Genomic DNA, 26,293 nt, shown 5'->3' on the forward strand with positions numbered 1-26,293 from the left:
GAGCGCTAGCCTTTTCCTATGAGCGAGGTTCCCGAAGTCCGCATCGGCACCGTCGAACGCGAACAGGCGTTGCAGCGGCTGTCCGATCATTTCGCGGCCGGGCGGCTCAGTGTGGCGGAATTCGACGAGCGCAGCGCCGTCGTGGCGGCCGCGCGCACCCGCGGCGAGCTGGCGCCGATCTTCGCCGACCTACCGGCCGAGCCGGTCGACCTGAGCAAGGCACCCGCCAAGAAACGGTCCGGTTTCCTGGACGAATGGCCGGAGCGGATCATGGCCGTCGTCCCGATCCTCGCGGTTATCCTGTTCTTCACCACCGGTAGTTGGCTGTGGTTCCTGGCCATACCGCTCTGCGGAGCCCTGCTCTTCGGCAATCACCGTAACGGAGACAAGAACTGATGGAACCCATCGAGATCAACGCCGGCAGCTGGTATCTGCGCGCCCTGCGCGCCGACGAGCGCATCGACGACCGCCCCGCCCTCGCCGCCGGCGGCATCACCGACCCCGACTACGTCACCCGTCGTGCCACCCAGTGGGACAACGAGATCCACTACTCCTGGGCGGTCTGCGAACCCACCACCGCCGAGATGGTCGCCGAAATCGGCGTCACCCCCACCGCCGAGGGCGAGGCCGAGCTCACCGGCTGGGCCCGGGAGGGGTACGGCGCGGCCCTGGACGCCGGCCTCACCACGGTCCGCCGATTCGCGCAGGGCGCCCTGGGCCTGCGGATAGCATGACGCTATGGCGATCCCGCACAGCCCCCAACCCAACCTCCCGGAGTACATGACCTGGGAAGACTTGGAGCTATTGCCAACGGAGATCGCGCAGCAGATCGAGCTCTGGAACGGCAAGGTGATCTGGGTTCGCCGAGGCCCCGCCGAACACCAAGACTATTCGGCGGAGTTTCGCAGCGCATTACGGCGCAGCGCCCGCGACGACATGGGCAACCACACGGATCGCTGCTGGCGAGTGTCCCTGGAGACCAACGTGTTCTTCGGCGACAGCGGGAAGTCGGACTTCGTCACCCCAGATTTCCTGGTTTACCGGTGCCTCGAGGCCCCCTATTCGGACATCCGCGCGAGGGACGTGGTGCTCGTCGGAGAAGTTCATTCGCCGTCGAACACCCAGACCGACATCGAGGCGAAGAAGGCTCGATACGCCCAGGCCGGTATCCCTTACTACTGGGAGGTCGACCTGGCTCGTCCCGCGCCCGCAATCGGCGTCGTACGGTCATTTGCCCTGGAAACCGGGCACGGGCAGTTGCCCGACGGCGTACGGCCATTGCGATCGGCGAACTACGTCGTCACCGGCGAGTGGACTCCCGCCGATCAGCCCGACGGGATCATCACCGAATTCCCCTTTCCCATCCGAATCCCGTGGGCTGATCTCGAGATCTGACCGCTGGCGCACAACTCGCGTGCGCCCGTTGAAGTGGTGGCCCGGCAACAGATTCGGACGTGCGCGGGAGGTGCCACGCTGACTGCCTCTTAGAGGTCGGAAAGCACCCGATCGAGAGCATCCACCGCCGCATCCAGTTCGGCCGTCGTGACAGTCAGCGCTGGACGGAAACGGATACCGCGCTCACCGGTGCCGAGAATCAGCACGTGCTCGCGCTCGCGCAGCGCCGTCAGGATTTCGTCGCGCACGTCCGCGGCGTCGACGGTGACCGCACACATCAGCCCGCGGCCGCGCGGTTCGGTGATCCGCGGGTGGTCCGCGGCCAGCTGCTCCAGCCGACGCAGCAGGTGCGCGCCCAGTTCCTGGGAGCGCGCGATCAGATCGTCCGCTTCCAGCACCTCGAGAATCCGCCGGGTGCGCACCATGTCGGTGAGGTTGCCGCCCCAGGTGGAATTGAGCCGGGAGCTGACCGCGAACACGTTCTCCGCCACCTCGTCGACCCGCCCGCCGGCCATCACGCCGCAGACCTGGGTCTTCTTGCCGAAGGCGACGACATCGGGCGCCAGGCCCAATTGCTGGTAGGCCCAGGTGGTTCCGGTCATGCCGACGCCGGTCTGCACCTCGTCGAGGATGAACAGCGCGTCGTTGTCGTGGCAGAGCTGCTGCATGGCGCGCAGGAACTCCGGCCGCATATGCCGGTCGCCGCCCTCACCTTGGATCGGCTCGGCGATGAAACACGCTATGTCGTGCGGGTTTTCGGCGAACGCGCGCGCCGCCTGCGCCAGTGCGTGCGCCTCGGTGAGCTCGATCTCGCGGCCGTCGGCCAGGTACGGGGTGTCCAGGCGCGGCCAGTCGAACTTCGGGAAGCGCGCCGTCTTCACCGGGTCGGTGTTGGTCAGCGACATGGTGTAGCCGGTGCGGCCGTGGAACGCACCCGTCAGGTGCAGCACCTTGGTGCCGAGTTCGGCTGGGCGGCCGTGGCTTTCGTTGTGCCTGCTCTTCCAGTCGAAAGCGACCTTGAGGGCGTTCTCCACCGCGAGGCCGCCGCCGTCGATGAAGAACAGGTGCGGCAACCGCGGATCACCCAGCACCCGCGCGAAGGCGGCCACGAAGCGGGCCATCTCGACGGTGTAGATGTCGGAGTTGCTCGGCTTGTTCAGCGCGGCGGTGGTCAGCTCCGCCCGGAACTCGGCATCATCGGCCAGGGCCGGATGGTTCATGCCGAGCGCGTTCGAGGCGAAGAAGCCGAACATGTCGAGGTAGGTGGTGCCGTCGCGTTCGTCGACGAGGCGGCAGCCGCGCGAGTTCGCCAGATCGAGCACCAGGTCGAAGCCGTCGGCGAGGATGTGCGCCGACAAGATCTCATGTACCCGGATGGCGGGGGTGACCGCGCCTCGGGTTCGCTCCAGTTCGAGGGTCACACCGGTAGCGTACGTAAAAAATCCATCAGGATCTACAACATTCCGGACTTATTACCGTAAACCGCTACCTGTCGTAGAATGTCTGCAGAATGATGGTGCTTCGAGTTCTGACGTTGGCGGTCGCCCTGATCTCCTGCAGCAGCTGCTCCAAGTGCCGTGGTGAGGCCACCCGGACCAGCAACACGTAACTCTCGTCACCCGCCACGGAGTGGCAAGCCTCGATTCCAGGGATATGTTGCAGGACGGCAGGCGCGTCATCGGGTTGCGAAGGGTCGAGAGGAGTGATCGCGACAAATGCCGAGAGCAGCTGGCCCAGTGCTTCCGGATCGACGTGTGCGCTGTACCCGCGTATCACCCCGCGAGCCTCGAGTCGCCGCACCCGGGATTGCACCGCGGACACCGACAAACTGGCCTTCTCGGCCAGGTTCGACAGGGTGGCCCGGCCATCGGCCATCAGTTCACGAATCAGCAGTCGATCAGTGTCATCGAGTACGGGTCTTGCCGGTGTATCCGCCATCAGGGAAGGCTAACCCGGCGGGCGCTACTCGGGGCGCGAAAAGGCGACTGCGCGACAGAAGGCTACAGCGGAGCAAACGATGACGAATACCAGCGGTGATCAGCTCACCAAGGAACTGTCCGAGCGCGCGACGGCGCTGCTGCGTGGATTCGGGGCCGAAATCCCCGCCCCCGGAGCACTGTCGGCGCGCACACCGATCACCGGCGGCGCGCTGTTGACGCTGCCGGCCGACTCGCTCGACGCGGTCGACGCCGCAATCGACCGGGCCGCCAACGCATTTCGGGAGTGGCGCACGGTGCCCGCGCCGGTGCGGGCGGCCCTGGTGCGCCGCCTGGCCGAGTTGCTCACCGAGCACAAGACCGAACTCGGCGAATTGGTCACCCTGGAGGCGGGCAAGATCGGGCCCGAAGCCGTCGGTGAAGTGCAGGAAATGATCGACATCTGCGAATTCGCGATCGGTCTCTCACGTCAGCTCTACGGCTACACGATGCCCTCCGAACGCCCCGGGCACCGGCTGATGGAAACCTGGCATCCGCTCGGTGTGGTCGGCGTGATCTCGGCGTTCAACTTCCCGGTCGCGGTGTGGGCCTGGAATACCGCGTTGGCGCTGGTCTGTGGCGACACCGTGGTGTGGAAGCCCTCCGAGACGACACCGCTGACCGCCCTGGCCTGCCACACCCTGCTGCGCCGGGCCGCCGTCGACGTCGGCGCGGATCCCGAAGTGCACCAACTGATTCAGGGCGACGGCGCGGTAGGCGCGCGGCTGGTCGACGACGAACGGGTGGCGCTGGTGAGCGCGACCGGCTCGGTACGGATGGGCCGGACGGTCGCGCCGCGGGTGGCGGCGCGGTTCGGGCGGTGCCTGCTCGAGCTCGGTGGCAACAATGCGGCGATCGTCACCCCGTCCGCCGATCTGGAACTCGCGGCGCGCGGCATCGTGTTCGCCGCGGCGGGCACCGCCGGGCAGCGCTGCACCACGCTGCGGCGGCTGATCGCGCACGCCGATGTGGCGGGTCCGCTGCTGGACCGGATCGCGAAGGCCTACGACCAACTCCAGGTGGGTAATCCGCTCGAGGAAGGGGTGCTCGTGGGCCCGCTGATCAATCAGCGCTCCTACGACGGGATGCGGGCCGCACTCGATCGCGCGCTGGCCGACGGCGGCGAATTGGTCTGCGGCGGTACCCGAGTCGACGACTTCGGCACCGACTCCTTCTACGTCCGCCCCGCCGTCGTCCGGATGCCCGCGCAGACCGCGGTGGTGCGCGAGGAGACCTTCGCCCCCATCCTCTACGTGCTGACCTATCAGGACCTCGACCACGCCATCGAGCTGCATAACGGAGTGCCACAGGGCCTTTCGTCCTCGATCTTCACCACCGACCAGCGCGAGGCGGAGCGGTTCCTGGCCGCGAACGGATCCGACTGCGGCATCGCCAACGTCAACATCGGCACCTCCGGCGCGGAGATCGGCGGCGCGTTCGGCGGCGAGAAGCAGACCGGCGGCGGCCGCGAATCCGGTTCGGATTCCTGGAAGGCCTACATGCGCCGGGCCACCAACACGATCAACTACTCCGCCGATCTGCCCCTGGCCCAAGGCATCCAGTTCGGCTGAAACACCGCCCGACCAGGCGATTAGGCGCTGACGCCGCCCCGTGTGTAAGGTTGTGAATACCCGACGCGGGGTGGAGCAGCTCGGTAGCTCGCTGGGCTCATAACCCAGAGGTCGCAGGTTCAAATCCTGTCCCCGCTACTACGAAAAGGCTCGCACTCGACAGAGTGCGAGCCTTTCTCGTTATGGTCAGAATCTTTCGAGCTCGTAGAGCCTGGCGCCCGTGGAGTCGTAGACGATCGCGTGGTCGGCGCCACGGAATTCGATGGTGTATGTGCTCCGATTCGGCGATTGGGTGACGACCAGGGAATAGCGACCCTGCCCGTTCGGTCGTTCGGAGATCACGCAGGTCATCGGGCCACCGATGTCAAGGATTCGACCCTGGCTGTAGTAGAAACCGTCGCACCGGCCGCCGCTGCTGGTGAAGGTCTTGGTGCCGGTCGCGTCCGAAGCCGCCCAGGAACCGACGATCGCCGAGGAGTCGGTGGGAGTTGACGGACGCGTGGTGGCGGTAGCCGTGCCGACGCCGTCGAGTGAGCCCGGATTTCGGAGGGTCGCCGTCGGATCCTGTGCCACCGTGGAGTTTCCGCCGAGATCCAGCCCGGCTGCCTTGGCGATCAGCAGGGCCGCCAGTACGAGCGCGGCGAGTACCCCCGCCAGGAAAGTGCCCGGATGGTTCTTGGCGTAGTTGGCGATCTTGTTGTTGCTGGTGACGGTGACCGATCCGGCGACCGTCGTCCCGTCCATCGAGACCCCCGCGAACTGACCCGGCTTGCGCCGGGACGCGGAGGCCGCGGGGGCGGGCGGCGGGGCGACGGCGGCACGGAGGGCGGCGGCGAAGTCCGGATTCGCCAAGGCCGCCTCGTCCAGAGCGCGCTGGGCCGCGGCCCGGGTCCGCGGCGCCACCGTGCCGGCTCGCGCCTCGGTGATCAGCTGCGCAATCTCGGGATGGCGCCCGCCCAGCTCCGCGGTGACCAGATTCCAGACCCGATCGATGGCGAGGTCGAGGGCGGGCCCGGTCAGGCCGTTGATCTTCTTGCGGGCCCGGTCCGCTTTCGGAATGGCCCAGGCGATGAGCAGGCCGATGACGAATTCCATGTGTCAGCGGTCCCTTTCGGCGTCATCATCGGAGCGGAATCCGGACAGCGTGGGACCGGGCCGATTTCGCTTGTATTTGCCATCGGTCCAGAAGCTGATGGTGCCCCAGACACTCAGGCCGCCCAGGGCCAGACCGACGAGAATGATCACGAATTCCATCGGACTCACGCGCTCCGTTCGGTGATGGTGATCTGCGCGCCGGGGTCCTCCCGCAGGACTGCGGCCCGTACTTCGTTCATGAACTTGCGATAGACGGAGTAGCCGTTCATGGACTTCGGCGAGAGCGGAATGAACATGTAGGTCTGCTGCGTCGTCTTATAGGTGTCGATGTGGCTGCGGCCCGACGATCCACCGCTGGTGTCGGCGATCGTCACGTGGAAGGTCATCAGTTCGTAGAAGCCGGCCATGGTGCGTACCGAGAAGTTCGTCCGGCCGCGGTCGGCGCCTTCGAACCGCACCGCGCCGACACCGAGCGTTTTGGCGGCGTCGACGACGTCTTTGGTGATGTGCGCGAATCGGTCCGCTGACAGGCGGGTGACGACAGAGATGTGGGAATCCGCATATTTGTGCTTGCGGGACATTGAAACTCCTAGGAAAGTTTGTCTTCGTTCGAACGGCAGCAGAACTCCGGGGCGGCCGACAGGTGCGCGGCCGATCGACCCCTCGATCCCATGCGAATCACCGGGACTCGGCGCGGATTTGACGATCGGCCTGCACCAGGCGGGTTGCAGCCCGCAGCTCGTCGCATCTCTGGAATCCCGTCGAGGCAGCGGTTGCTCGGGCGTATCCTGCTCCGCATCAATGAGACAGCCCGCGATGCGGGATCGATCCGAATCTCGGCCAAGTTCGGACAACGTCGTACGCCTGGACAGCACTGGATCCGGCTACCGTGGCGGCGGGATGAAGGGAGGTGGCGTTGAGTCGGAGAGACCCGCACGGCCTCGCGCCACCGGACCCGCGCCGCATCAGCACGCGCCGCGAGTTCGGCCGCCAGCTGACACGTGCCAGACAGCGCAGCGGGCAGACCGTCCGGCAGGTCGCCACCAGGGTCGGGCTACCGGTCAGCACTCTCGGCGGCTACTTCGCCGGCGCGCATCTTCCCGCGCTGCAACCTGCGGACTCCCTGGTCACTTTGCTCACGGTGCTCGGCATCGTCGATCCCCTGGATATCCGACAGTGGCGAGAAGCGTACTGGCGCATTCGTGACGGTTCCACGGACGCCGCCGAGACCGACGATTCCGACAGCCCGGCGCGACTCCTCGTCTCCACCCGAGCGCCGGTGGACCGGCTCGAGGTCGAGCCGCGCGTACGCGGGCGGGACGAATTGGTCGAACACCTCGACCACTCGGTCGCCGGCGCACCGCAAGCCGAGACGTCGCCCCGTGTTCATGTGTTACAAGGTCTCGGCGGTTGCGGCAAGAGCATGGCTGCCCTGACCGTCGCCGATCACGCCTTGGCCACGGGGGTCGCGACGTTCTGGATAGCCGGAGCTGACTCGGCGACCCTAGCTGCCGGAATGCACGCGCTCACTGTGCAACTCGGCGCTGCCGGCTACCTTTCGGAAGGCGGCAGCCCACCGGATATTCTCTGGCGCTGCCTCGGCGAGCTGCCGCACCGCTGGTTGCTGGTACTCGACAATGTCGATGATCCGCACGAGGTCCTGGCCCTGCCCGGCGGCCGGATCGGTGACGGCACCGGCTGGCTGCGCCCGGTCGACGGCGACCACGGCACCGTCATCGTCACCACCCGCGACGGCGACCAAGCGATGTGGGGCACGCCGCTTCCGCCGTGGCTGCGTTTTCATCGCCTGAGTGGACTGACCGACGCGGAGGGTGCTCGGGTACTGGACGAACTCACCGGCATGGACGATCCCACGAACGCGGCGGAGCTCTCCGAACGGCTTGGTGGTCTACCCCTGGCCCTCATGCTGGCCGGCAGGTATCTTGCCGAGTCGCAGAGTATCCCCAGCAAGCTGGGCGCAACCGCGTTGCCGCAGACCTACCGAGAGTATCGAGGCGTGCTGCAGCAGAGCGGATATCGAGTTCTCATGCCGGATCACGACCGGGTCGACGAGCGCATGGTGATCGGGAGCAGTTGGCGGCTGTCGCTCGATCTCCTCGCGCGTCGTGGCGTGCGGCGGGCTGACTCGCTACTCGGAACTCTGGCCTGCTTCGGCACCGAACCCCTGCCTTACAGTGAACTCCTGGTCGACGAATATCTTTCTGGCACAGAGCTGTTCGATGGCATCACCGCGCGTGGTATCTGGCAGGCGTTGCGCGCCCTCGACGATCTGGGACTGATCACCCTCAACGAGGTCGCCGACACCGGCGACCGCGCACCCGAGTCACTCGAACTACACCCGCTGGTCCGCGACATGGCCCGTCAAGACGTCATGTCGGGGTCGATGGCCGCGGTATATCTCGCAACCAGCACCACGCTGTTGCGCGCGGCGCTGCGCAATGCGCACCCGAAATCGCCTGCGACCTGGCGCAAATGGCGTTCGCTGCTGGCCCACTGCACCGCGCCGCTGGATCTGCTCACGGTCGTGCCGAGCGCGTCGGCGGCGGTTCGAGCGGCACTCGCGCTCGGGGGTGACGCGGCCCAGTTCCTGCGCGCCAGCGGACTGCGCGAACAGTCCGCGAGCACATTCGGTCTGGTACAGCGGTTGGCGGCCGACCGGCTGATCGACACCGATCCGCTGCGATTGGACATCGACCACAATTTCGCACGGCTGCGCTACGACCAGGGCCGCTACCGCGAGGCCGAGGAGCTGTACCGCTCGGTACTCGCGCGGCGCCAGGCGAGCCTCGGGCCGCGCGATCCCGACACCCTGAACACACAGCACTACCTGGCACGCACGCTGCGTCGGTTGGGTGAGTTCGAGCAAGCGCGGCGACTACTACACCAGACCTATCAGCTTCGTCTGCAGATCCTCGGCGAGCGGGACCCGGACACACTCACCAGCCGGCAGGGCATCGCGGACCTCCTGCGCGCTGAAGGTGATGGGATACGAGCGGAGACGATGTACGCCGAGGTGCTCTCGGCTCGCACGGACGTGCTGGGACCGGAACATCCCTCCACCCTCTCCACCCGCCAATATCACGCGGAACTGCTGCACGCCCACGGTCGGCCCGCCGAGGCCGAGGCGGAGTTGCGCCGCCTCTGGCCCGCGAACCAGCGAGTACGGGGGCTGGACCATCCGCGAACGCTCGCGGTAGGTGCCGCGCTCATCGATGTGCTGCGGGATACCGGCCGGTCCGCGGACGCGACGGAAGTGGCTGTTGCCGTTGTGGGGGCGGCCCGCCGGCTGTTCGGCGCCACCCATCCGACGACCATCGAGGCCTGCCACCGCCTGGCACTCGTCGAGGCGGAAGTCGCAGCTCTCGAGGATTCCACCGCTCCGCCCGCATCCCACCATTCGGAGGCCACATGACCGAGCAGAATCGCGGACTCGACCCGGCGCTGTACGACGGTCTCGAGCGCGATGTAGCCGAGGTATTGGCCGCATGGGCCGAACTGCACCGGCGCTATTACAAACTCGACCGCTGGCTGGTCAACGGCCGCAGCCGGCAACCGGTGGCCGTGGTCTGCGAAATCGACAGCCATACCAGCAAGGCCACCATGCTCGTGCTGAAAGTGCTTTCCGCACCGAAAGACTCGCTCGTATCGATGGAGTTCGCGCGGCATCGGCAGGCCGAACTCGATCATTCGGCGTTCGCGGCCGACCATTTGAGCACCTTCTTTCACGATGCCATTCCGGTGCCATCCGGTCATCGCTGGATCACCTTTCAGCGGATCGCGGCGCACAGTTTGGAGAGCACCGAGGTCCTGACAGTGCTGTTGCGCCGGATGCTCGGTGTGGCGGGCGAGAACGATCCGCAGGAGTACGACGAAATCACCTGCACCCCTGGCACGTTCACCGACACCTGCCGCGCGATCGTAGCCGGGGTGCTGGGCGAGTGGGCCGGGCCGCCGTTCGTTCCGCCGCACCAGGAGTGGGACCCGGCCACCTTCCTGGGCAGGCATATCTTCGACCAACTCGACCCGGGCGGACGGCTCGAGTCATGGGCGCGCGACCACCAAACCGACATGATTCGGGTCGAGGGCGAATCCGTCCTGTTGCCCAACCCTTTCGCCGTGGCACAGGGCCGGCTGCTCACCGACGTCTCGATCGCTCCGCTCGTAGGTCGCTGCCACGGCGACCTGCATACCGACAACGCGCTGGTCCAGGTCCGGCCGCGGGTCGACGTGACCACCTATTTCCTCATCGATACCGCGCTGTACGAGAGCGTCGGACCGTTGACCCGTGATCCCGTTCATCTGGTTCTCTATGTCATCGCACGAACCATGGAAACCATCGCGCCGGCCCAGCACAGCGCCCTGATCGAACTGCTCCTCGATCCGATCAACGGCCCCGGGCATCTGCTGCCCGGCTGGCTGAGCGCCCTGGTGCAGGGCGTGGATGCCGAGACCAGGGCGTGGATACGAGAATCCGGCCTGGAGCAGCGGTGGCGTGAACAGACCTTCTTGTCGCTGGCCGGGTGCGCGCTGCTGTTCCTCGGCCGAACCTCGACCAGGGAGCAGGACAAATCATGGTTTCTGCGCCTCGCGGCCCGCGCTGTCGCAAAGTTCGCCGCGGAACGCCGAATAGCATTCGACGGGTCGGGTATCGCCGCTGCCATCGCGGCACCGCTTGCTGCGCAACATGATCCGCAGACCCGCACGCCGGCGCCGGCGGAGTCGGTGCCCGCGCCTCCTGATGGCGCCGAGCCCACCGAGACCAAACGCCGTAAGAAGGGCGCGACGTACAACGTCAAACTCACCGATGCCCGCGGCGTGCAGATAGGTGAGAACGGCCGGCAATTCAATATCGGGTAAACCGCGTCCTACTGCGGCGCGATCGTTACTGTGAACTGCTCCCAACCCGCGGTTGTGGGACTGCTCGTGCCGTCGAATCGGAACTTCGTGACGGCACCCCACGGAACGATCACCAGCCGGCCGCTGCCACCCCAGTCGGTGGCGTAGGTCTTCCCGTCGATCGTCCCGCTGTTACGACAGTCCATCGTCACCGATTCGCCCATCCGATCCGGCAGACTGCAATCCCAGGAGAAAAACGCACCCGAGACGGTCTCCTCCTTATGGAAGGTGAATCCCCCGGGAGTCCGACGCATCGTTCCGAGGATGGTGGTGCCGCCGCCGGTGGGCGACGAGCTTTGCAGGACCCACACTCCCGAGAGGTCCAGGGGGCCGGCCGGCGCGCTGGGCCGGGAGGTCATGGCCGGTGTCCGGGTACTGGGCGCGGGCGGGTTCGACGTGGGCGATGAGGTGCCGGTGCTGGACCACTGCACGTGGTCGGCATCGTCGGCGCCGACGGTCCCGACCGGCCGGTCGAAGGGGAGCCCGGTCGCGGTGTCGATCAGGGTGATTCGGCTCAGTGCCGTGGCACACGGTGACACGGCTCCCACTTTCTTCGCCTCGAAGCCCGCCCACGGCGCTCCGGTGAATACCGGCGAATGCGGCAGCGCTGCCGGCAACGTCAAGGGCGATCCGCTGAGAGTGCGAAACCGCGGCACCCCGCGAGCGTCGACCAGAACCGCGGTGCCCGCCTGCAGGATCGACTGGTGTGCCACCGAATTGCCTTCCACGAGCGCATAGTTGGTCACGCGTAGATCGATCCGCAGCAGCGCCGGTGTCAACTCCCGCAAGAACCGCGCCAGATCCGATCCCGAGAGCTGCCTGCCACCCGACCAGGCGAGGGACGAATCGGCGCTGAGCGCGGTGGCCACGCGACGAGCTTGCTCCGGATTCGCACTGTAGAAGGCGCTCATTTCATCCCGGTCGGTCAGCGCCTGGTCCCTCGGCGCGGCATACAACCCGGCCAGATCTCCCGAATATGGCTTGGCGGCAGCGGATCCGGTCGTGCTGGGCAGCTCGATCGCCGGCATACCGTCTGCCGGTCGGTACACCGTGGGCGGCGCCGGCATGAACGGATTGGCGCCCTGCAGATCGTTCGGCTCCAGCAGAACCTCTGGAGGCCCGAGCGATTCGTCGGTGGACGTCAGCGCGATGGACGCCGCGAACACGCTGGAGGCAGCGAGCAGCACTACGACGACAGCGGCGAGGAGCCCGAGCCAGGTGAGCTTCAGGCCGGAGTCCGCGTCGCGCTGGAAGAGATTGAACTGGACCCCCGCACCGACCAGGACACCGTCGGAACGTTTTACGTCTGTCGCATAGCCGGGCTCAGAGCCTTGCGGGTCGATTTCGTTGCTCACCTGGGTTCCCCGGTTCGATGCGAATTGCCATAGTGCTGCACGAGAACTCGGTCAACGCGGGGTGCCTGGAGCGGTCGCGCACAACACCCGTGGTCTGCCCCACGCATTGGTCGCGTCTTGGAGGCGACGAGTGTCGAACAGCGTCAGCCGGATCACTCCGGTGATGTCCACCCGCACCTCTGCCGCCGGGTCGTTGGGACCCACCTCGGCCGAAAAGAGCTCACGGTCGTCACCGATCACCACGAAACGCCCGGTGCCGCCACCGGAAGAATCCGTGTTCTTACCCACGGACGCCTCGAAGCTCGTGCATCGGCCGCCGAGCGCCCACACCGCTTTGTCGTTCTGGTCAGTGGAACTGGACTGATAACTACCGACGATTCCGGCCGGATACGAGGCCGCCCCGATTCGCACCGGGTCCACGGGGTCGAAGCCGTTGTTCCAGATCACGGCCCGATATTTCGTCAAGTCGTACCAGATGGCGGCAGGCGTAGTGCTTTTCGCCGTCGTGACCGCGGGCGTCGTCGGAGCGATCGGCGAACCCACCGGAACCGGTTGGGAAAGATCACCTTTCGAGGCGGCCGTGCCATCAGTGCCGCGATCGGCCAGGAGCACGACGGCCGCACCACCGGCGACCAGCAAAAACAACACTGCGATCAGCACGGCCGGCGCCTTGTTCGGCTCGTGAAAATGGTTGATCTGCGTACCATCTTCGCCGAACTGCAGTCCCTTACCGTGGTCCGCGCGCGCCCGATATTCTCGCTTCCCCGGCTTCCGATCCGGATTCATGCTCACTGCGACGCCCATCCGTCTGTAGGCCGATACGAATTCGATCAGTGCGTACCGAGCGAGCGGGTCCGCCACCGCTCAGGATTATGGACCCCGCTGTGTCATTCCGGCACCGAAACCAGCCTCCCGAGACCGATCGGAGTTGTCCGAGGCCGTACGGAGTGCTTGGTCGACATCCGGCCAGTTTCCGCGAGTTAGTAGCGCTAGTGAACTTACTCGCCTACGCTCGTCGCATGACGGAGTGGCAGCCGACGGCGTGCATCCTGTGCGAGTGCAATTGCGGCATTCAGGTGCTGCTGGGGGCGGATGGGCGGTCCTTCGAGAAGATTCGGGGGGACAAGCTGCATCCGGCTTCGGCGGGGTATACGTGCAACAAGGCGCTGCGGCTCGATCACTATCAGAACGGGCGCACGGGGCGGGTGACGGCGCCGCTGCGGCGGCGGGCGGATGGGGAATTCGAGGAAATCGATTGGGAGACCGCGATTTCCGAGATCGCCGCGCGGATGCAAGAGATCGGGCTGCGGTACGGCGGGGAGTCGATCTTCTATTACGGCGGTGGCGGGCAAGGGAATCACCTCGGTGGGGCCTACGCGCCGGCCACCATGGCGGCGTTCGGGATGAAGTACCGGTCCAGTGCGCTGGCGCAGGAGAAGACCGGCGACTTCTGGGTGGGCGCGCGGATGGCGGGGCATCCGATGCGGGCCGATGTCGAGCACGCCGAGGTGGCGTTCTTCATCGGCAAGAATCCCTATCAGTCGCACGGGTTTCCGCGGGCGCGCACGGTGCTGAAGGAGATCGCCAAGGATCCGGGCCGGTCGATGATCGTGCTGGATCCGGTGCGTACCGAGACCGCGGAACTCGCCGACTTCCACCTGCAACTGCGGCCCGGCACCGATGTCTACCTGCTGTCGGCGATGGCCGCGATCCTGGTGCGCGACAACTTGATCGACGAGCACTGGCTGGCCGAGCACGCCATGGGCGTCGAGGAGGTGCTCACGGTACTGCGCGCGGTGCCGATCGAGAAGTACTGCGGCATCGCCGATGTCGACCTGGAACTGGTCACGGCGGCGACGCACCGGCTGGGCGCCGCGGCATCGGTGGCGGCGCTGGAAGACCTGGGCGTGCAGATGAATCGGTACTCGACCGTGGTCAGCTACGTCGAGAAGCTGGTCTGGCTGCTCACGGGGAACCTCGGCAAACCCGGTACCCAGTACGCGTTCACCGGCATGGCGGCGCTCGGCCACGATCGCGGGCACCCGGCGGGCGAAGGCCCCCGGAGTCCGGTCGCGGGCGCGCCGATCATCAGCGGCCTGGTCCCGTGCACTGTGATCACCGAGGAAATCCTCACCGAACACCCCGCCCGCTATCGCGCGATGTTCGTCGAGAGCAGCAATCCCGTGCACTCGCTGGCGGATTCGGCGCGGATGCGCGCGGCGCTGCAAGCCCTGGAACTGGTGGTGGTCGTCGACGTGGCGATGACCGAGACCGCGCGGCTGGCCGACTACGTGCTGCCGGCGGCCACCCAGTTCGAGAAGTACGAGGCGACCTTCTTCAATTTCGACTTCCCGCGCAATATCTTCCATCTGCGGCACCCGGTCCTGCCCGCACCGGCGGGTGTGCTTCCCGAGCCGGAGATCCATGCCCGCCTGGTCGAGGCGGCCGGTGTGCTGAGCGAGGACGACTACGCGCCGCTGCGGGCCGCGCTGGCCCAGGGCCGGGAAGCCTTCGCCATGACCTTCCTCGGCATCCTCGCCGATCCGCGCAAGTCGAAACTCGCGCCGGTGCTGCTGTATCGGACGCTGGGCCCGACCCTGCCCGAGGGCGCCGCGGCCGCCGCGCTGCTGTGGGCGGCGGCCTACAACCTGGTCCGCAAGTTCCCCGAGAGCGTCGAACGCGCCGGGTACGGAACGGGATTGGCGGCCGGTGAGCGCCTGTTCGACGCCATCCTGGCCGGTAAGCACGGCATAGTGATCACCGAGGACGACTACGAGGTGACCTGGAGCCGGTTGCGCGACAACAAGATCCAGCTGCACCTGGGCGACCTGCTCGAGGTCGTGGCGACCCTCCCGGAGCCGGCGGACGAGCCCGGCGAGTGGCCGTTCGTCCTCTCGGCGGGTGAACGCCGCGCGTTCACCGCCAACACCATCGTGCGGGATCCGGCCTGGCGCAAGCGAGACGGCGCCGGCACGCTGCGCATGAGCAGCACCGATGCCGAGCGCCTCGGCTTGCACCCCGGCGATCTGGTCCGCGTCACCACCCGGCGCGGCAGCACCGAGGTCCCCGTGGAACCCACCGATCGGATGCGCCCGGGTCATCTGTCGCTGCCCAACGGTTTCGGCCTCTCGGTCACCGATGCCGACGGCACCACCGTCACCACCGGCGTCGCGCCCAACGAGCTGACCGAATTCGACTCCCGCGACGAGTGGGCCGGCACGCCGTGGCACAAGTACGTCCCAGCACGGCTGGATACCGTGAACGCATGAAACGCACGACTTTCGCCGGCTGGCCGTGCACCGTGGCCCGCACGGTGGACCTCATCGGCGACTGGTGGACGCCCCTGGTGCTGCGCGAGGCCTTCTACGGCGCACGCCGTTTCGACGAGTTCGAGCGGGTCCTCGGGCTCAGCCGGAATGTGCTGACCCAGCGCCTGACCCGCCTCACCGAGGAGGGCCTGATGGCCCGGGTCCAGTACCAGGACCGGCCGCCGCGCTACGAGTACCAGCTCACCGAGCAGGGCCGCGACTTCTTTCCGGTGATCGCCGCGATGATGCGCTGGGGCGATCGCTGGCTGGCCCCGGACGGTCCCCCGGTACTGCTGCACCACGAAACCTGTGATCACGACACGCATGCCGAGGTGGTCTGCGCGCACTGCCGCGAGCCCCTGCGGCATGCCGAGATCTCGGCTCGGCTCGGCCCCGGCTTTCCGGACCGGCACCGCGAAAGCGCGCTCGCCACCGGCCGATTCGACGACCCGGCCATGTTGCAGCCGTGATCTTTCAGTGATTTAGTTTGCTTGAACCACTGGTGATGGGGCAACGCATGCCCGGGAGTAGGCAAGACATTCGGTGATCGGTAGTAGATTCCCCCGCATATCCCCGGCGCACCTGAGCCGGACCGTCGGTGTCCGCACCCGGCTGCTGGCCATTGTGCTCATTCCGAGTATCGCCCTGCTGGCCACCGGTATCGGCGGCGCCGTCTACCTGGTGCGCAGTGGCCAGAAGGCGAACGAGTGGGCACAGCTGGCCAACTCGACCGGTGGTCCGTCGGTGCTGATGGTGCAGGCCTTCCAGGAGGAGCGGCGAATCTCGATGCTGCATCTGGCCGGCGACCCGATGGCCATGGCCAACCTGCCCGCGGCGCGCAAGCAGTCCGACGCGGCGCTGGTGGCGGTGCAGGCCATCGCGGACGACGCGCGCAAGCTGCGCCCCGACACCAAGGACGACCTCGACGGCTACCACCAGCTGTTCCAGAAGCTGCCGCAGTTGCGCGGCGGCATCGACCTGCGGGCCGTGCCGTCGCCGGTCGCCTTCGGCGCCTACAACAAGATCATCGACACGCTCTCGATGGCGATGCTGATCGCCGCCGATGTCGCCCCCGACGCGAAAGTCGCGGTGGAGCTGTACAAGTCGACGCACGCGCTGCGCGCCGCGGAAGCCATCGCGCGCACCACCAGCCTCGGCTCGACCGCGATTCTCACCGATCAGCTGCCCGCCGCGCAGATCCCGGAGCTGGCGCGCTACATCGGTGACGCCCGCGGTGAGGTCGCCTACCTGAGCTCGGTGCTGACCGGTTCCCGGCAGGAGCAGCTCAAGGCGATCATCACCGGCCCGGACTGGCTGCGCAACGCGGCGATGGAAGACGCGCTGGTGCAACGCGGTCCGGTGACCGCGGAGACCGAGACAACCTCGCGCAGCCGCAGCACCAAGACCGAACCCGCCGCCCTGCCGATGGATGTCGCCGAGTGGCAGCAGGTCGCGGGCCAGGTGCGCGTCGGACTGCTCAAGGTGTGGGTGGACCAGGCGACCGACGCCAACGTCGACGCGCAGGCCCTGGGCGATCGGCTGGCCAAGCGGTCGCTGCTGGGCGGCGCGGCCGTCCTGGCCGTCACCCTGATCGCGTTCGTCGCGGCGCTGCTGCTGGCCAACCGGTTCATCGGCCGGATGAAGCGACTACGCCGCGACACCCTCGAGCTCGCCGACGAGCGACTACCCGAGACCATCCGCCAGCTCAGCAGCGGCAAGGACGTCGAAGAGGTCGGCGAGGTCGCCCGGCTGGAGTACGGCGCCGACGAGATCGGCCAGGTCGCCGACGCGTTCAACCGCGCGCACCGCTCCGCCGTGTCCGCCGCGGTGGCCGAATCCAAGACCCGCGCCGGCGTGAACGCGGTGTTCCTCAATATCGCGCATCGCAGCCAGGTCGTGGTGCACCGCCAGCTGGTGCTGCTCGACAAGGCCGAGCGCGAGGAAGAGAATCCGGAACGCCTGGACCTGCTGTTCCAGCTCGACCACCTGGCCACCCGTGCCCGCCGCAACGCCGAGAACCTGATCATCCTCGGCGGCGAGCAGCCGGGCCGCAAGTGGCGCAACCCGATCCCGCTGGTCGATGTGATCCGCGGCGCGGTCGCGGAAAGCCTGGACTACACCCGAATTCAGATCGGCCAGCTGCCGCCCACCACGCAGATCGCCGGCGGCGCCGTAGCCGACATGATCCACCTGCTCGCCGAGCTGGCCGACAACGCCACCGCGTACTCGCCGCCGGAAGCCAAGGTCGAGATCACCGGCAACCTGGTCGGCAAGGGCGTCGCGGTCGAGATCTCCGATCAGGGGCTCGGCATGTCCGTCGAGGAGTTCGGCGAACGCAACACCCTGCTGGCCAATCCGCCGGACTTCAGCGTCGCGGCACTGTCCAGCGATGCCCGGCTCGGCCTGTTCGTGGTCGCCAAACTGGCCGTGCGCCACGGCATTTCGGTGCGGCTCGCGGAGTCCGATTACGGCGGCGTGAAGGCGATCGTGCTGATCCCGGTGGCGCTGACCACCAGCGAGCTCGAGCCCGGTCCGAGCGCGAGCCGTCCGGCCCTGACCGGCGGCGCCGAATACGCGCTCACCGGCCAGGTGGCCGCTGTCGGCACGGCCGCGGGCAGCTTCGACGGCTTCGCCACCGGCGGCGTGATCGGCGGCGGCGAGATCCCGGTCCGGACCAGCGGGCTCGCCCGCTCCGAGGTCTACGGACAGGGCAGCTCCTTCGAGCAGCCCGAAAGCCGGCACCGCACCCCGAATTCCGGCTCGTCGGCCGGCTTCGGCGAGGACCCGGCACCGAGTTTCAGCCAGCCCACGAGTTTCGGGCAGTCGCACAGCGCACGGCCGGCCGAGAGCGCCCGTCCGGCCGAAAGCCCGCGGCGCACCGAAAGCTACGGGCAGCCGACGAGTTCCGGCCGTCCGGCCAATGCCGAAACCACCGGCCTCGATCTGCCCGCCGTCGAGAATCCGGCGGAAACCACGGGGCGCCACCAGAAGCCGGACCTGCCCCGGCGGCGTCGCACCACCGGTCCCGACGCCAAGCCGGTCGAAACCCTGCCCGACCCCGCGCCGACGCCGCGCCAGCGCTCGGCCGACGAAGCGCGAAACCTGATGTCCGCCATCGAGAAGGGCACCCGGCAGGGGCGCATGAACCGGGTCGAGACCGACCAGACCCCCAGCAATCCCGATGTCCACGAAGGGCGGTGGTGACGATTTCCGTGTCACGCAATCTCGACTGGTTACTCGACGACCTCTTGCAGCGGTTGCCCGATATCCGGGATGCCGTCGTGCTGTCCACCGACGGGCTGCTGCTCGGCAAGAGCAGCCAGATGGAGCGCTCCGACGCCGAGCGGTTCTGCGCCATGGCCTCCACGCTGCACGGCGTAGCACGCAGCGCCGGAACCCATTTCAACGCCGGTGGTGTCTGCCAGACCGTGGTGGAGCTGGACCGGGCCGTGCTGTTCATCACCGCGGCCGGCGCCAACGCCTGCCTGGCGGTGCTGACCTCGGAGACCGCCAATCTGGGCATGGTGGCCTACGAGATGAACCAGACCGTGCAGCGGGTGGGCAGCCACCTGTCGGTCGACCCGCGCCCGCAGTCCCTAGATCAAGTGAGTTCTGTGCAGCCATGAACAACCCGCGTGAGTCCTGGTACGACGATGAAGCCGGACCTGTCGTCCGGTTGTTCGCGGTCACCCGCGGCCGATCCGAAACCCGCCGTACCGATATCGACATGCTCACGCTGGTGGTCACGTCCGACTTCGGCGTACTGCGCCGGCACGAGCCGGAATACGCGGCGATCGTGCGCCTGGCCCGGCAGCCGCAGTCGGTGGCCGAACTCGCCGCGCAATTGCGCCTGCCCATCACCACCACCAAGATCTTGGTGGGCGACCTGATCGGCGACGGGGTCCTGGACTTCCGGGCGCCGGTCGCGACCGCCGAGAGCGGCGTCGGCACCGGCGATATCGGCATGCTGCGGGCGCTATTGGCGGGAATTCGAGCCCTGTAGCGCTACGAAGTTACTTAACATTCCCCTAAGGTTTCGATGGCTTGAATGTCATCGAAAGGTGCTACAAGATCGGCGAATTCGCCGGTGAACTGCCCGTTCTTGGGCGAACATCCAGGTTACGTGAGCCCGGAAACTGTTGCATGAGTGCATATTCAGTGATTAGGTGTTCACGACTCACTAGCGAGGGGGCCTGCGTGCCCAGAAGTAGGCAAGTACATCGGTGATCCGTAGCAAATTCCCCCGCATTGGTTCCTCGCGCACGTTCGGCGTCCGCACCCGGCTGCTCGCGATCGTGCTCATTCCGAGCCTCGCGCTGCTCGCCACCGGCATCGGCGGCGCCACGTACCTGGTCAAGGACGGCCGCAAAGCCAACCGGTTCGCCGAATTGGCCAGCGGCACAACCGCTCCGGCGATCATGATGGTGGAGGCCTTCCAGGAGGAACGCCGGATCTCGCTGCTGCACCTGGCGGGCGACAACTCCGCCGCACCCAACCTGCCGGCCTCGCGCAAGCAATCGGACCTGTCGCTGGCGGCCGTCGCCGCCCAGGGCGAAGCGGTCTCCGAGCTGCGACCGGACCTGGCCACCGACATCGACGGCTACAACGAGCTGTACAAGCAACTGCCCGGGCTGCGCGCGGGCATCGATGCCCGGGCCCTGCCCGCGCCGCAGGTCTTCGCGGTGTTCAGCCAGATCATCCAGGTCATCACGCTCGCCTCGCTGCTGGCGGCCGAGGTCGCGCCGGATGCCCGGGTCGCGGTGGAGCTGTACAAGGCCGTGCACGCCCTGCGCGCCGCCGAGGCGGTCTCGCGGACCAGCAGCCTGGGCTCGGTCTCGGTGCTCACCGAACAGCTCTCACCGGAGACGCTCTCGGAGCTGAGCGGCTACATCGGCGACGGCCGCGGCGAGATCGCCTACGTCGGCTCGGTGCTGACCGGTGTCCGGCTCGAACAGTGGAAGCGGATCACCAGCGGCCCGGAATGGCAGGGCGTGATCGCGATGGAGGACGCGCTGCTGCAGCGCGGGCCCATCCCCGCCCCGGACAACCGCAAGGCCAGCGACATCGAGCTGCCCATGGGCGTCACCGAATGGCAGGGCGTCGCGGGCAAGGTGCGCACGGACCTGCTGCAGCTCTGGGAGGACCAGAGCGCGGACGCGCACGTCACCGCGACGAACGCGGGTAACCGCATCTCCAAGAACTCGATTCTCGGTGGCGCGGGCATCTTCTCGCTCGCGCTGCTCGCGTTCCTCGCGGCCTCGCTGCTGGCCAACCGGTTCATCGGCCGGATGAAGCGGCTGCGCCGCGACACCCTGGAGCTGGCCGACGAGCGACTGCCGGAAACCATCCGCCAGCTCAGCAGCGGCAAATCGGTCGCGGACGACGAGATCGCCAAGCTCGATTACGGCACCGACGAAATCGGCCAGGTCGCCGACGCTTTCAACCGCGCGCACGGCGCCGCCGTCGCGGCCGCGGTCGCCGAATCCCAGACCCGGGCCGGCGTCAACGCCGTCTTCCTCAATATCGCGCATCGCAGCCAGGTCGTGGTGCACCGCCAGCTCGGCCTGCTCGACAAGGCCGAACGCGAGGAGGAGACCCCCGAGCGCCTGGACCTGCTCTTCGAACTCGACCACCTGGCCACCCGTGCCCGCCGCAACGCCGAGAACCTGATCATCCTCGGCGGCGAACAGCCCGGCCGGCGCTGGCGCAACCCCGTGCCGCTGATCGACGTGATCCGCGGCGCGGTCGCCGAGAGCCAGGACTACACCCGCATCCACATCGGGCGCCTGCCCGACACCCAGGTGACCGGTGCCGCGGTGGCCGACGTCATCCACCTGCTCGCCGAGCTCGCCGACAACGCCACCGCGTACTCGCCGCCGGAGTCCCGGGTCGAGATCACCGGCAATCTGGTCGGCCGCGGCGCGGCCTTGGAGATCTCCGATCAGGGCCTCGGCATGTCGGCCGAGGAACTCGCCGAGCGCAACGCGGTACTGGCCGATCCGCCGGACTTCAGCGTCGCGGCCCTGTCCGGCGACGCCCGGCTCGGCCTGTTCGTGGTCGCCAAACTGGCGGTCCGGCACGGCATCACGGTGCGGCTGTCGGATTCGGACTACGGTGGCATCAAGGCCGTCGTGCTGATTCCGGCCGAGCTCACCGCGCCCGAGGTCTCCGCCGCTCCCCCACAGGGCTACCAGGGGCTGGGTAGCTACCCCGCCGCCGGGTCCTACGCCCAGCCCGCCGGGATCACCGCCGCACCCGATTCGTCGGCGGCGCTGACCCAGCGTCCCGGTTTGCCACGGCGGCAACGCACTACCGACACCTATCCTGGGACCTCATGAACGATCCGCGCGAATCCTGGTACGACGACGACGCCGGGCCCGTCGTCCGGCTTTTCGCGCTCACCCGCGGCCGGTCCGGCAGTACCCGCACCGACGTCAACATGCTCACGCTGGTTGTCACCTCGCCCATGGGCAGGCTGCGCCGCCACGAACCCGAATACTCGGCGATCCAGCACCTGGCCCGGACTCCGCAGTCGGTAGCCGAAATCGCCGCGCATCTGCATCTGCCGATCACGACCACGAAGATCCTCGTGGGCGATCTGATAGGCGACGGCGTGCTGGATTTCCGGGCGCCGGTGGCGACACCCGACAGCGGCGGTGTCGGCACCAGCGACATCACCATGCTGCGGGCGCTGCTGAAGGGCATTCAGTCGCTGTAGGGCTGGAACAGCGGTGGCCGCTCCAGCCCCCGCGCGTCAACTCAGGCGAGCCGCAAGGCGTTTCGCGTTCATGTACGCGATCGCCTCGATGGACACCATCGGGTTCACCCCGGAGGCGGTCGGGAAGCTGGACGCGTCCGCGACCACGATGTTGGGCACCTCCCAGGTGGCGCCGTCGGGATCGGTGGCCGACAGGTCCGCCGAGCCGCCCATGCGCGCCGAGCCCATGATGTGCAGCGCGCCCATATTGCACTGGCCGGGACCGTAACCCGCGGCCTTCGCGGCAGCCGCGAACTCCGCGTGCGAGCCGCGCACACCGGGCTCGTAGGAGACGCCCGCCTGGTGCCCGCTGAAGATCTTGCTCGCCCCGGCCGCCTCGAGAATCTCCGCGGCGCCGCTGATTCCGGCGTGCATGTGGGCGGCGTCGCGGGCCGACATCGTGTACTTCACGATCGCCTCACCGTTCTTGTCGACGGTGACGCTGCCGTGGTCCCGATCGCGGGTGATGACGCCGACGGCCATGCTGTTGCGCAGCTTCAGCATGGTGTCGCGATGCTCGGCGGCGCCACGCCAGTTCATGAAGCCCTGGAGCAGACCCGGATGCAGCGGGCCGGTTTCGTAGATGACGCCGTAGCCCGCGTTGTCCAGATCGCTGTGCTCGCGGGAGATTCGGGCCTGCAGGCCACCCTCCCACGGGCGGATCTCCTCGTCGAAGCTGCCGAACACCACCGAGGCCGGATGCAGGCGCAGGTAATTGCCGATGTTTTTGTTGCGCAAGCCCGATCGGCGCAGCAGCGCGGGAGTCTGGATGGCGCCCGCGGACACCACCACGGCGCGGGCGCGCACGGTCAGCTCGGCGCCCGAGGCGGTGATCGCGTGCACGGCTTCGGCTTTGCCGTTGGTGACCGCGATGCGGCGCACGTCGGCGCCGACCACCAGGCGCGCGCTCTCGGCCTCGGCGTCGGCGAGCCAGGTCTTGGTGACCGACTGCTTCGCACCCAATCGGCAGCCGTAGCCGCAGCGCCCACATTCGACGGCGGCTTCGCAGGCATCGGAGACATTGCGCGGCAACGTGCCCAGATCCCAGCCCAGCTTCTGCAGGCCGCGTTCGAGCACGCCGTCGCGCCCGGACAGCGGCGACTTGTCGGAGGTGACACCCAGCCGCTGCTGCACGACATCCAGGGCCGCGCCGTACTCGTCCTCGGCGAACTGCTTGGCGCCCAAGGCCGCCCACTCCGCGCGCACCGAGTCGGGGGTGGGCAGCGAGGTGCTCCAGTTGACGACGGTGCCGCCGCCCAGGCAGCTGCCCGCGACCAGGCCGAGCTGGCCCTCGGCCGTGGCGGCCGGACCCGCGGCGTAGAGATTGGCCAGCGCGTCGAGCTCGCCGGCGCCGAAGTCGGCGTCGTCGTAGTATTCGCCGCGTTCCAGGACAACGACATTCAGTCCGGCCTCGGCCAGCACCGCGGCCGCGGTGCCGCCGCCCGCGCCCGAGCCGACGATGACCACGTCGCAGTCGAGTTCGGTGTTCTCGGTGAAGCGCAGCGGCGTGAGCGCGGGTTTCGCGGCGGTCTCCAGCTTTCCGGGCGGGCCGGGGTAATCCATGGCCTGCCACAGCGGATTCCGGCCCTGCGGGCCCGGCGTGGCGTAGTAGCCGAGCAGCGAGGCCTGCTTGAGCGCCTGGAAGATGGCACGCTTGGGCGCCATGCCGGAATCGCTGAGCCGCAACAGGAACTGCTCACGCTCGGCTTGGGTCCGCGCCGAGAAGCGCCGCAGCCCCCCGCCCATCAGCAGGCTCAGCAGCGGCGAATCCCACAGGCCCAGTAAGGTTGTGAGCTGCTTGCCCTCTTCCGGTCGTGGGTTACTGTCGAGCAGTTGCAGAACTACATCCGGCACGCCGAGCTCGCCCGCGGAGGGCAGGCCCTGCCCGTCGCCTGGAGCGAAGGTCTCGCAGATCAGCTCCAGCGCCGCCCGCTGGCGTGCCGTAAGTTCCATGGTCTCTCCCAAACCGAGTGCGTCGCACAAGAACCAGAATGGCGGCTCACATAGTGCCGCCGTTCAGGGACCCTACTCGGGCTGGTTGGATCCTGCCAGCCGACAGATTTCAAAGATTATGGCCTCACTTCTCGGTGATGGACCGCACCTGCTCCTCATACTTGGCGCGGGTCTCGACATCGGCCGGGTGCAGCGCCCGATTGCCGTCGAAGAGCCGGCGCACCAGCCGCACCGCCCGCTCCGGCGCGGCCGCCAGGGCCACATCGATCGGAGCCAGGTAATTCGGCACGGCCACTTCGGCTTTGCGGGTCTCGCAGGTGGCCACGATCGCCGCCGCGACATCTTCGGGATCCACAGTGGGCAGGCCCTTCCCGAGCGCCATGCCCGAGGACAGGCGGGTACGCACCGCCGAGGGCAGCACCGCGCTGACGCTGACGCCGTGCTCGGCGAACTCCAAACGCGTTGCGGCGGAAAGACCCACGGCCGCGAACTTGCTCGCGTTGTAGACGGCCAGGCCGGGCAGCGGGATCTTGCCCGCCAGCGAGGCCACATTCACGACGTGGCCGTGGCCGCGCTCGATCATGCCGGGCACCACCGCGCGCATGCCGTGGATCAGGCCCCACACATTGATGTCCATGGTGGCGTGCCCGACCGAGTCCGACTCCTCCAGGAAGGGACCGGCGGGCATCACACCCGCGTTGTTGACCAGGATGTCGACGCCGCCGAGATCGGCCACCACCTTGTCCCACTGGTCGCGGGCGCGCACGTCGAGTTCGTAGGCCCGGGCGCCGATTTCGGCCGCGGCGGCCTGACCGGCGGCGGTGTCCACATCGGCGATGACGACATCGGCGCCCCGGTCGGCGAACAACCGCGCGGTCGACTGCCCGATGCCGCGGCCGCCGCCGGTGATCAGCACACGGGCGTGCTTCAGGTCGATCGCGGGGTAGGCGTGGCCGAGGATCCTCATGCGAATTCTCCTTGTTCGAGGGCGGAGCGGGTGCTGCGCAGGCTGTGCTGGAAGGTGTCCAGACGGCGGCTGCCGTCCATGAAGTTGGGGCCCATGACCGCGAGGTCCGCGGGGGTGGCGCCGAGCAGCAGCACCTTGGTGCCGGCGGCTCGCAGCTCGGCGATCTCACCGGCCAGCTTGGCGCTCATACGATTTCGCAGCTGTCGTTCCAGGAAGTGGCCGGGGCTGGTGGCGGGCACCCGGTCGGCCGAGGCCATCGGGGCGAGGACCACCAGCTCGTCCAGCCCCTGTCCCGCAAGAAGATCCACGGACGCGGTCGATCCGGCGCCGCCGTCGATGAAGCGCCGCCCGGCGATCGGCACCGGCGGCAGCCAGCCCGGCACCGCCCACGAGGCGCGCAGCGCCGCACCGAGCGTGGCCTCGGGCGCGGCCGGCGCACCGAACGGAACCCGTTGCCCGGTGGCGTAATCCATGCTCACCAGCCAGGTCGCCGGATGCGGCACCCAGGTGCGGCCGGGATTGAGCCGCTCGGCCAAGCGCTGCAACCAGCTCGCGTCGCCGCCGCCGACCGGCAGCAGACCGCTGCCCGCGGTGAGCAGCCGCTGACCCGCCGGTGCGCGCAGGGGCAGCAGCGGCGCGCCGAGGCGCGGCTTCGGCAGCGGCGGAAGTTTGCCGGGACCGGAGCGCATGTGCTCGGCCAGAATCGGATTCGCGCCGCGGCCCTCCTGCATGGCGACGAGTTCGTCGACGGCGATGCCGCTGCCCAGCATGGTCACGTACTCCGCGCCCGCCGAGGTGCCGATCAGGACGTCGGCCGCGCGCGGATCCCAGTCCAATACGTCCCGCACCGCGGCCAGCGCCGCGACGATCCAGGCGGCCCCGATGGTGCCGCCGCAGCCGATGGCCAGGCCACGTCGCTGTGGCCCGTTGTCAGTACCCATGACTCAGACACTAACAGAATTCAAATACCTACGGTATCTGGAATCTCGGAGTACGTAG

At 67.9% G+C, this 26,293-nt stretch carries 23 protein-coding genes and 1 tRNA gene; 14 read left to right on the plus strand and 10 right to left on the minus strand.

The genetic code is table 11. The features are described from left to right. The first annotated feature begins 18 nt into the window (after positions 1-18). From AB0H76_RS35970 to AB0H76_RS35980, 3 genes are read left to right on the plus strand one after another with little or no spacing between them, the layout of a single operon-like run. The gene (locus AB0H76_RS35970) at positions 19-396 is read left to right on the plus strand and encodes a DUF1707 domain-containing protein (protein ID WP_357331653.1); all 378 of its coding nucleotides are present in this window, start codon (positions 19-21) and stop codon (positions 394-396) included. Beyond that, a complete protein-coding gene (locus AB0H76_RS35975) occupies positions 396-734 on the plus strand; it encodes a hypothetical protein (protein WP_357331655.1) in 339 nt (112 codons plus the stop codon). The genes AB0H76_RS35970 and AB0H76_RS35975 overlap by 1 nt, the downstream gene beginning before the upstream one ends. A gap of 4 nt (positions 735-738) precedes the next feature. Then, the gene (locus AB0H76_RS35980; RefSeq protein WP_357331656.1) at positions 739-1,395 is read left to right on the plus strand and encodes a Uma2 family endonuclease; all 657 of its coding nucleotides are present in this window, start codon (positions 739-741) and stop codon (positions 1,393-1,395) included. Between the two features lie 89 nt (positions 1,396-1,484). Here the strand turns inward: AB0H76_RS35980 and lat are convergent, their stop codons facing one another. Both lat and AB0H76_RS35990 read right to left on the minus strand, forming a co-directional pair. Next, positions 1,485-2,816, minus strand: coding sequence for an L-lysine 6-transaminase (lat, locus tag AB0H76_RS35985; protein ID WP_357331658.1), 1,332 nt, complete (start codon positions 2,814-2,816; stop codon positions 1,485-1,487). A gap of 64 nt (positions 2,817-2,880) precedes the next feature. Continuing rightward, the gene (locus AB0H76_RS35990; RefSeq protein ID WP_194817557.1) at positions 2,881-3,333 is read right to left on the minus strand and encodes an Lrp/AsnC family transcriptional regulator; all 453 of its coding nucleotides are present in this window, start codon (positions 3,331-3,333) and stop codon (positions 2,881-2,883) included. A gap of 79 nt (positions 3,334-3,412) precedes the next feature. On the opposite strand from AB0H76_RS35990, the gene AB0H76_RS35995 reads away from it, so the two are divergent. Both AB0H76_RS35995 and AB0H76_RS36000 read left to right on the plus strand, forming a co-directional pair. Continuing rightward, positions 3,413-4,942 carry an aldehyde dehydrogenase family protein gene (locus AB0H76_RS35995; RefSeq protein ID WP_357331660.1) on the plus strand — a complete coding sequence of 510 codons (1,530 nt, stop codon included), beginning with the start codon at positions 3,413-3,415 and terminating at the stop codon, positions 4,940-4,942. Between the two features lie 64 nt (positions 4,943-5,006). Next, positions 5,007-5,080, plus strand: a tRNA-Met gene (locus AB0H76_RS36000). 48 nt (positions 5,081-5,128) lie between these two features. On the opposite strand, the gene AB0H76_RS36005 is transcribed toward AB0H76_RS36000, so the two are convergent. From AB0H76_RS36005 to AB0H76_RS36015, 3 genes are read right to left on the minus strand one after another with little or no spacing between them, the layout of a single operon-like run. After that, the gene (locus AB0H76_RS36005; protein ID WP_357331662.1) at positions 5,129-6,037 is read right to left on the minus strand and encodes a hypothetical protein; all 909 of its coding nucleotides are present in this window, start codon (positions 6,035-6,037) and stop codon (positions 5,129-5,131) included. Positions 6,038-6,040: 3 nt separating this feature from the next. Further along, positions 6,041-6,205 (minus strand): hypothetical protein, encoded by a 165-nt coding sequence (locus AB0H76_RS36010; protein WP_357331664.1) that lies wholly within the window; start codon positions 6,203-6,205, stop codon positions 6,041-6,043. Next, positions 6,202-6,618 carry a hypothetical protein gene (locus AB0H76_RS36015; RefSeq protein ID WP_357331666.1) on the minus strand — a complete coding sequence of 139 codons (417 nt, stop codon included), beginning with the start codon at positions 6,616-6,618 and terminating at the stop codon, positions 6,202-6,204. The genes AB0H76_RS36010 and AB0H76_RS36015 overlap by 4 nt, the downstream gene beginning before the upstream one ends. A gap of 335 nt (positions 6,619-6,953) precedes the next feature. Between AB0H76_RS36015 and AB0H76_RS36020 the strand changes: the two genes are divergently transcribed. Together AB0H76_RS36020 and AB0H76_RS36025 are read left to right on the plus strand one after the other, a co-directional pair. After that, the gene (locus AB0H76_RS36020; RefSeq protein ID WP_357331668.1) at positions 6,954-9,470 is read left to right on the plus strand and encodes a helix-turn-helix transcriptional regulator; all 2,517 of its coding nucleotides are present in this window, start codon (positions 6,954-6,956) and stop codon (positions 9,468-9,470) included. Then, a complete protein-coding gene (locus tag AB0H76_RS36025) occupies positions 9,467-10,915 on the plus strand; it encodes a hypothetical protein (protein WP_357331670.1) in 1,449 nt (482 codons plus the stop codon). The genes AB0H76_RS36020 and AB0H76_RS36025 overlap by 4 nt, the downstream gene beginning before the upstream one ends. 8 nt (positions 10,916-10,923) lie before the next feature. On the opposite strand, the gene AB0H76_RS36030 is transcribed toward AB0H76_RS36025, so the two are convergent. Further along, on the minus strand, positions 10,924-12,309 hold the full coding sequence (locus AB0H76_RS36030; protein WP_357331671.1) for a DUF6777 domain-containing protein: 1,386 nt from the start codon (positions 12,307-12,309) through the stop codon (positions 10,924-10,926). Positions 12,310-12,360: 51 nt separating this feature from the next. Continuing rightward, the gene (locus tag AB0H76_RS36035; protein WP_357331673.1) at positions 12,361-13,170 is read right to left on the minus strand and encodes an NPCBM/NEW2 domain-containing protein; all 810 of its coding nucleotides are present in this window, start codon (positions 13,168-13,170) and stop codon (positions 12,361-12,363) included. Positions 13,171-13,328: 158 nt separating this feature from the next. Here AB0H76_RS36035 and AB0H76_RS36040 point away from each other — a divergent pair, with 158 nt between their 5' ends. From AB0H76_RS36040 to AB0H76_RS36070, 7 genes are all read left to right on the plus strand, one after another. Next, a complete protein-coding gene (locus AB0H76_RS36040) occupies positions 13,329-15,578 on the plus strand; it encodes a molybdopterin-dependent oxidoreductase (protein WP_357331675.1) in 2,250 nt (749 codons plus the stop codon). Continuing rightward, positions 15,575-16,087: a helix-turn-helix domain-containing protein gene (locus tag AB0H76_RS36045; protein WP_357331677.1), complete on the plus strand. Its 513-nt coding sequence runs from the start codon at positions 15,575-15,577 to the stop codon at positions 16,085-16,087. Before AB0H76_RS36040 ends, AB0H76_RS36045 begins: the two co-directional genes overlap by 4 nt. Before the next feature lie 73 nt (positions 16,088-16,160). Further along, positions 16,161-18,821, plus strand: coding sequence for a nitrate- and nitrite sensing domain-containing protein (locus AB0H76_RS36050; protein ID WP_357331679.1), 2,661 nt, complete (start codon positions 16,161-16,163; stop codon positions 18,819-18,821). After that, a complete protein-coding gene (locus AB0H76_RS36055) occupies positions 18,818-19,243 on the plus strand; it encodes a roadblock/LC7 domain-containing protein (protein ID WP_357331681.1) in 426 nt (141 codons plus the stop codon). The genes AB0H76_RS36050 and AB0H76_RS36055 overlap by 4 nt, the downstream gene beginning before the upstream one ends. Continuing rightward, on the plus strand, positions 19,240-19,620 hold the full coding sequence (locus AB0H76_RS36060; RefSeq protein WP_357331683.1) for a DUF742 domain-containing protein: 381 nt from the start codon (positions 19,240-19,242) through the stop codon (positions 19,618-19,620). The genes AB0H76_RS36055 and AB0H76_RS36060 overlap by 4 nt, the downstream gene beginning before the upstream one ends. Before the next feature lie 220 nt (positions 19,621-19,840). After that, a complete protein-coding gene (locus AB0H76_RS36065) occupies positions 19,841-21,955 on the plus strand; it encodes a nitrate- and nitrite sensing domain-containing protein (protein ID WP_357331685.1) in 2,115 nt (704 codons plus the stop codon). Beyond that, positions 21,952-22,335 (plus strand): DUF742 domain-containing protein, encoded by a 384-nt coding sequence (locus AB0H76_RS36070; RefSeq protein ID WP_357331687.1) that lies wholly within the window; start codon positions 21,952-21,954, stop codon positions 22,333-22,335. Before AB0H76_RS36065 ends, AB0H76_RS36070 begins: the two co-directional genes overlap by 4 nt. Before the next feature lie 36 nt (positions 22,336-22,371). On the opposite strand, the gene AB0H76_RS36075 is transcribed toward AB0H76_RS36070, so the two are convergent. From AB0H76_RS36075 to AB0H76_RS36085, 3 genes are all read right to left on the minus strand, one after another. Further along, the gene (locus tag AB0H76_RS36075) at positions 22,372-24,327 is read right to left on the minus strand and encodes a GMC family oxidoreductase N-terminal domain-containing protein (protein WP_357331689.1); all 1,956 of its coding nucleotides are present in this window, start codon (positions 24,325-24,327) and stop codon (positions 22,372-22,374) included. Positions 24,328-24,451: 124 nt separating this feature from the next. After that, entirely contained in the window at positions 24,452-25,294 is an 843-nt protein-coding gene (locus AB0H76_RS36080; protein WP_357331691.1) for an SDR family oxidoreductase, read from the minus strand. Then, positions 25,291-26,235, minus strand: coding sequence for a patatin-like phospholipase family protein (locus AB0H76_RS36085; RefSeq protein ID WP_357331693.1), 945 nt, complete (start codon positions 26,233-26,235; stop codon positions 25,291-25,293). The genes AB0H76_RS36080 and AB0H76_RS36085 overlap by 4 nt, the downstream gene beginning before the upstream one ends. Between the last annotated feature and the right edge of the window lie 58 nt (positions 26,236-26,293).

Origin of the sequence: Nocardia sp. NPDC050712 (assembly GCF_040654295.1) — a bacterium.
Classification (GTDB): domain Bacteria; phylum Actinomycetota; class Actinomycetes; order Mycobacteriales; family Mycobacteriaceae; genus Nocardia.

Coding starts and splice junctions, on each gene's coding strand:
- AB0H76_RS35980 (WP_357331656.1), top strand. CDS start 739: ATGGCGATCCCGCACAGCCCCCAACCCAACCTCCCGGAGTACATGACC.
- AB0H76_RS36015 (WP_357331666.1), bottom strand. CDS start 6,618: ATGTCCCGCAAGCACAAATATGCGGATTCCCACATCTCTGTCGTCACC.
- AB0H76_RS36045 (WP_357331677.1), top strand. CDS start 15,575: ATGAAACGCACGACTTTCGCCGGCTGGCCGTGCACCGTGGCCCGCACG.
- AB0H76_RS36040 (WP_357331675.1), top strand. CDS start 13,329: ATGACGGAGTGGCAGCCGACGGCGTGCATCCTGTGCGAGTGCAATTGC.
- AB0H76_RS35970 (WP_357331653.1), top strand. CDS start 19: ATGAGCGAGGTTCCCGAAGTCCGCATCGGCACCGTCGAACGCGAACAG.
- AB0H76_RS36080 (WP_357331691.1), bottom strand. CDS start 25,294: ATGAGGATCCTCGGCCACGCCTACCCCGCGATCGACCTGAAGCACGCC.
- AB0H76_RS36070 (WP_357331687.1), top strand. CDS start 21,952: ATGAACGATCCGCGCGAATCCTGGTACGACGACGACGCCGGGCCCGTC.
- AB0H76_RS36075 (WP_357331689.1), bottom strand. CDS start 24,327: ATGGAACTTACGGCACGCCAGCGGGCGGCGCTGGAGCTGATCTGCGAG.
- AB0H76_RS36060 (WP_357331683.1), top strand. CDS start 19,240: ATGAACAACCCGCGTGAGTCCTGGTACGACGATGAAGCCGGACCTGTC.
- AB0H76_RS35975 (WP_357331655.1), top strand. CDS start 396: ATGGAACCCATCGAGATCAACGCCGGCAGCTGGTATCTGCGCGCCCTG.
- AB0H76_RS35995 (WP_357331660.1), top strand. CDS start 3,413: ATGACGAATACCAGCGGTGATCAGCTCACCAAGGAACTGTCCGAGCGC.
- AB0H76_RS36025 (WP_357331670.1), top strand. CDS start 9,467: ATGACCGAGCAGAATCGCGGACTCGACCCGGCGCTGTACGACGGTCTC.
- AB0H76_RS36005 (WP_357331662.1), bottom strand. CDS start 6,037: ATGGAATTCGTCATCGGCCTGCTCATCGCCTGGGCCATTCCGAAAGCG.
- AB0H76_RS35990 (WP_194817557.1), bottom strand. CDS start 3,333: ATGGCGGATACACCGGCAAGACCCGTACTCGATGACACTGATCGACTG.
- AB0H76_RS36085 (WP_357331693.1), bottom strand. CDS start 26,235: ATGGGTACTGACAACGGGCCACAGCGACGTGGCCTGGCCATCGGCTGC.